The sequence below is a fragment of the Psychromonas hadalis ATCC BAA-638 genome, from assembly GCF_000420245.1.
Classification (GTDB): Bacteria; Pseudomonadota; Gammaproteobacteria; order Enterobacterales; family Psychromonadaceae; genus Psychromonas; species Psychromonas hadalis.
In genome coordinates this window covers 1-3,416 of sequence record NZ_ATUO01000246.1, presented here as the reverse complement: position 1 = coordinate 3,416, position 3,416 = coordinate 1, and the positions used below count along the sequence as shown (strand labels likewise).

General features: G+C 37.1%; 3 protein-coding genes and 1 pseudogene. 3 read left to right on the top strand and 1 reads right to left on the bottom strand.

The genetic code is table 11. From position 1 onward, the window contains the following. A pseudogene (locus G322_RS24425) lies at positions 1-179 on the bottom strand (IS110 family transposase); the annotation flags it as partial. Positions 180-553: 374 nt separating this feature from the next. On the opposite strand from G322_RS24425, the gene G322_RS0118210 reads away from it, so the two are divergent. From G322_RS0118210 to G322_RS0118200, 3 genes are all read left to right on the top strand, one after another. After that, positions 554-1,318: a substrate-binding periplasmic protein gene (locus G322_RS0118210; RefSeq protein WP_022943117.1), complete on the top strand. Its 765-nt coding sequence runs from the start codon at positions 554-556 to the stop codon at positions 1,316-1,318. 420 nt (positions 1,319-1,738) lie between these two features. Further along, a complete protein-coding gene (locus G322_RS0118205; protein ID WP_022943116.1) occupies positions 1,739-2,773 on the top strand; it encodes a nuclease-related domain-containing protein in 1,035 nt (344 codons plus the stop codon). Positions 2,774-2,867: 94 nt separating this feature from the next. After that, the gene (locus tag G322_RS0118200; RefSeq protein ID WP_022943115.1) at positions 2,868-3,317 is read left to right on the top strand and encodes a DUF1499 domain-containing protein; all 450 of its coding nucleotides are present in this window, start codon (positions 2,868-2,870) and stop codon (positions 3,315-3,317) included. Positions 3,318-3,416 lie beyond the last annotated feature (99 nt).

Below are 3,416 nucleotides of genomic sequence, written 5' to 3'. Positions count from 1 at the left end.
CAATAGTTTGAACTACCACATGCTTCCATTGCGATTAATGTAGTTTCAGGGAATTGACGAACGACATCTAAAAGACGTGCTCTAGTCACTTTTTTATTGGAATGTATCTTGTTTTCATCAGTAAGAACGCAGACCTGAAAATAATGTTTTGCTAAATCAATACCAACCACTTTAAATATTCATGCGAGACTCCTTTGATTAAACGCTCTAATCTAATTATGGCAAAGATGACGATATTGGCCATTGGGGAGGGGCGTCCATTACATCACAAAGCGAGTCAGTTTGAAAATTATTTAATATCTAGTCGCTAATGTCGTTTAGTTAAGTCACATCAAAAGATGCTTAACTGAATGAAAGGAAAGTCCGGTGTTCATCTTACATCGGACTTTTTCTCTGCATTTTAACTCTCTCCTATCTCTGCTCTAACTTGGCTAAATAAAGTGCTATTACGACACAGGAAGTGACAGTTAAGCACTTGAATAATCAATCATAACCACTACCCTTTACTGGATAGAAAAGAGATTTGAAATTATTTTAGAATAAAGGAATAAGTATGAAGCTAAGATTGTTGTCTCCTTACGTTCTTTGGTTATTTTTATTTTCTGTTAGCGTCCAAGCAGAAACGTTCACTTTTGCGGTTGCAGATAATGAAGCGCCTTTGAGTTTTCAACACGAGGATATCGTGGCGGGTATTATTCCTGAAATAATCACGTTGATTTTTAGTCATTTGCCTAGTCACCAAGTAACGCTAAAAGCATATCCTTGGGGCCGAGCTCAAGTACAGGTGGAGTATGAGAAAGCAGATGGTTTTTTGACGTACCCATCAAAAAAACGGAAACAGTATGCGTACTTTACGTCAAGCCATGCCTATAAGTTAGATTTTGGGTTTCTTATTTACCATAAAAACAATACTAATCGCTCTATCATTGAATCAGCAAAACGCTTTGAAGATTTAGGAAGTCTAAAAATTATTACTCAAAAAGGGGCAGAGTGGGAGTCCGATAACATTCCTGACTTTATGCAAAAGCTTGAAGCGAATAATTTGTACACGATGCTTCATTGGTTACTGTGGAGAGAGCAGGCTGATTTTTTAATTGCGATGCCTGAGCAGGCTAAATATATTGCTAAAAAGTTCGGTTATCAACAGATGATTGCTTACCGCCATGTCGACTTTATCAACGACTCCCTGATCCCCTTTTATATTGGTGTTCGTCAATCGCACCCCCTTGCTAGAGAGCTTATTGAAGAGATTGATGTTGTGCTGGAAAATGATGTATTTCGTAAACAGGTTCAGGATATAGTCGGTCGTTATCGCTAGTTATTTAAGCTCAGTGCTTCCCTTCATAGGATAAACGGTGCAATAAGCGAAAAATGAGAATTAAATATAATTTTGTTAGTGAGGTGATATATCAATTTTAAAAATGATATTTGAGTACTGACTCAAATGTCATTCATTGCTTTTGATAATGCGTTAGTGTTGTGGCTGAGTAATATTGGCCACTGGTTTGTAGTTTTTAAGTCGCAAAGGGGGCGTTTTCGAGTCAGCTTTCTAGGGCGACAAAGTGCCCTCATTGTTCGTTTGGTCGCGCTTATGAGTTTGAAACAGCTATCGTCGAAGTACTCAACAACGCAATATAGCAAAAGAATTAGAAACCGCATTGACATTAACTCTTCAAATAATAATGATATTATCATTAACTTCTGTAACTACTAGAATGTAGAGATAAAGGATTTTGGTTTGATCATAAAAAATAAAGAAACGAATTTTTCTAAAGATATTAGACAGATAGCTGGAGATAAACAGGAACAAGACGTCGCATTTTTTCTACGTCGAGCCTTTAAAGACAACCAACAAGTATTTGTCTTTAACGATTTTCGTTTTGAATTCAATGAAGAAGTTGCACAAATCGATCATCTCATACTGTACCCATATGGCTTCGTTTTGATTGAATCAAAAAGCATTACTGGTGAAGTTAAAGTAAATAACAATCAAGAATGGACAAGAAGTTATAACAAGCATTGGTCAGGAATGCGTTCTCCAATTAAGCAGGTAGAACTGCAAGAAAAATTGTTACTGGATTTATTACTTGAAGATAAAGTTCAACTCTTACCTAAATTTCTATTTGGATTGTTACAGCAAGGTTTTGCAGGAAGATGTTGGGATCACATCTGTGCAATATCTAGTAATGCTATTGTTCATCGAGATGATATGCCCAAAGATATTTCAAAAAAACTGGTGAAATCAGAATTTGTTGTCGATAAAGTGACTAAATTGATGAATATCCCAACCAGTAAATTAATAACTGCATTAAAAGCAGGTGATACAAGACCCTTATTTTCAGCTGAATCGATGGATAAAATTTCCAACTATTTAATGCAACACCATAAGCCATCTAGAGCAGAACACGTGCAACAAATCATCCCTGAGTTATCGGAAGTAAAGTCTAAACCTGTAACTAAAATCGAATCCAGCACACAGACGTATATAGTAGAAAAGCCACAACCGCCCGTTATTCCGAATATTCTACAACTTCCTCAACTAGCCTGTAAGAAATGTAATAACACGGTTAAATTACAAGCAATCTGGGGGAAGTTTGGTTATTATGTGAAGTGCCCAAGTTGCGATGCAAACACTGCAATGAAACAATCCTGCCTAAGTTGCAACAGCAAAAACACTAAAATTAATAAGAAGAAAGCTTACTATTATCTAACATGCCAAGACTGTAATGCCCACGATGAGATATTTGTGCAAAGTCCCGTTATTAGCTTATAGAGTTTAAGCCCATAATGACCACACCATTGTAGGTTTATAAGGCTTGGGGGCGTTTGCGATTTAGCTTATATTTACTCAACATACAGGAGTTACTATGAAAATTATCGGTCTATTAATTGTTGTTATTGTTACCCTCTTTATCGCCCGGCTGGTTTTTCAAAATCTTAGCATACCTACACATTTGGGTCATAAAGCAGGTCAATTAAGTGCTATGCCAGATAAGCCCAATGCGGTATCGAGTCAAACTGACATTGTAGAAAAGCGAGTAGAGCCATTGCAGTACAAGGCGAGCTCTGAGGAAACTATCAGTTTGGTGCTAGCCACTTTGAACACGATGGGAAACAATGAGTTGCAAGCTCAAGAAAGTCACTACCTCTATTCTGTGTTCACGACAGGCGTTTTTCATTTTCACGATGATGTTGAAATACTGCTTGATGAGCAAACTAAACTGGTTCATTTTCGATCCCAGTCTCGTGCTGGTTATTCCGATTTGGGTGTTAACCGCAAGCGCTACGAACAATTTAAAGCTATTTATAACAAATAGCCCCTAGTATTTATTACCTAAGAACTATCTTATTGTTAGCGAAGGCATGGGGCTTGTCTTTCAAGTTAATCTTCATTTCTAACCCGCTATGGGGCACAT